Here is a 1950-nt window from a genome sequence, read left to right as displayed (position 1 = left end):
TGTGTGATGACTTAGGTGAAACACCAGGAGATGAGTTTACGTCTTTTGATTTAACAGTGAAGGATAATGAAATCACAGGAGGCAATGCAAGTTGGTCTGTAGCGTATTATGAGACCAATGCCGATGCACAATCTCAGACGAATGTAATTCCAGATCCCACACAGTATACCAATACATCTATAAACGGATTAGGAGCTAACCCACAAACACTATATGTGGTGGTTACCGATACCAATACAGGTTGTGTAGATTTTGCAACATTAACCATAAGAGTATTACCAAACCCAACACCAACACCAAGCGATCAATTACCAAACTTAGAGTTGTGTGATGACGTTAATACAGGAGATGGAGTAGAGGTTTTTGATCTTACAGAAAATGAAATTCTAATTCTAAATGGAGAAGCCGGAGTTACAGCAAGCTACTATGAGAGTTTAGACGATGCTAACTCAGCAAGCAATGTGATACCAGATCCAACACAGTATAGCAATACAGAAACACCAGAGCAAGAGATTTATGTAAGGGTGACTAATGATGCTACTGGCTGTTATGCATTAGTTGATTTTACAATCATAGTGCATCCATTACCAGCAGTTGTGGCCGTAACGGATTTTATACAATGTGAATTATTCACTGATGGTGTCGATAGTTTTGATTTAACCACAAAAGACGCAGAAGTCTTAAACGGTCAAGATCCAACACAGTTTATAGTGAGCTATCACGATAATTTAGGTGATGCCGAAGCTGGTATGAATGGTTTAGTTAGTTTGTACACAAACACAAGCAACCCACAGCAGATATTTGTGACCATTACAAACAATGTTACAGGATGTTCAATTAGCACACAAAGTTTTAATATCGAAGTGCAAGAAGCAGCACAAGCCAATCCAAACATGGCACCAATTCTTTATGAAACCTGTGATGATGAGATGGAAATCGATGGAGATCCAACCAATGATAGTGCACAGTTTGATTTAACCACAAGAGACCCAGAAGTCTTGGATGGTCAAGATCCACTAAGCTACATTGTGACGTATTATGAAACCCAAGACGATGCGGACTTAAAGGTAAATCCATTACCAACACTGTATGAAAATACAGTTAACCCACAAGTTATTTATGCACGAGTAGATAATGATACACCAGATGGTACCACAGGTAATGATACTTCTATATGTTATGCCGTAGCAGAAGTTACTTTACAAGTTAATCCGTTACCAGAATTTGATTTAGAAGAGACGTATATCCTATGTTTAAATACTAATGGTACTGAAACATTAGATCCATTAGTGATAGATACAGGTTTATCAGCAACGGACTATAGTTTTGAGTGGAGCTATAATAGCGCTGTTATACCAGGAGCAACAGGTCCAAGTATTATACCAACAGAAGGAGGAAGCTATAGTGTCTTAGTAACTGACATGAGCACATCAACGGTAACCAACTGTACTAATTTTGATACTACAGACGTCATAGAAAGTGAACCACCAAGTTTAACCGTAGAACTCTTAACACCGGCTTTTGCAGATAATCACAGTTTAGAAGCTATAGCCATAGGAATAGGTGTTTATGAATACAGTTTAGACGGAGGACCATGGCAAGATGAAACGATCTTTACAGGCTTATCAGCGGGAGACCATGAGATCACGGCAAGAGACAAAAATGGTTGTGGATTAATAACAACCTCAAGGTTTATTATCGACTATCCACTGTTTTTTACGCCCAACGGAGATGGAAATAATGAAACTTGGAACATTGAAGGTGTTGGAAGTAATGCAAAAATTTATATATTTGACCGGTACGGAAAATTATTAAAGCAGTTAAGTCCTGATGGCAATGGTTGGGATGGAACGTTTAATAATGAAGCTATGCCAACAAGTGACTACTGGTTTACAGTAGAGTACGACGAACCAAGCGACGGAGTACGTAAAGAATTTAAAGCCCATTTTA

At 38.5% G+C, this 1950-nt stretch carries 1 protein-coding gene; it reads left to right on the top strand.

Translation table 11 applies throughout. The features are described from left to right. On the top strand, positions 1–1950 hold a 1950-nt coding region (locus DFQ09_RS18470; RefSeq protein WP_147298380.1), incomplete at both ends, for a T9SS type B sorting domain-containing protein.

Origin of the sequence: Winogradskyella pacifica (genome assembly GCF_003386275.1) — a bacterium.
In the GTDB taxonomy this organism is placed as follows: domain Bacteria; phylum Bacteroidota; class Bacteroidia; order Flavobacteriales; family Flavobacteriaceae; genus Winogradskyella; species Winogradskyella pacifica.
The sequence above is the reverse complement of the archived record's forward strand: the minus strand, read 5'-3'. Positions and strand labels throughout refer to the sequence as shown.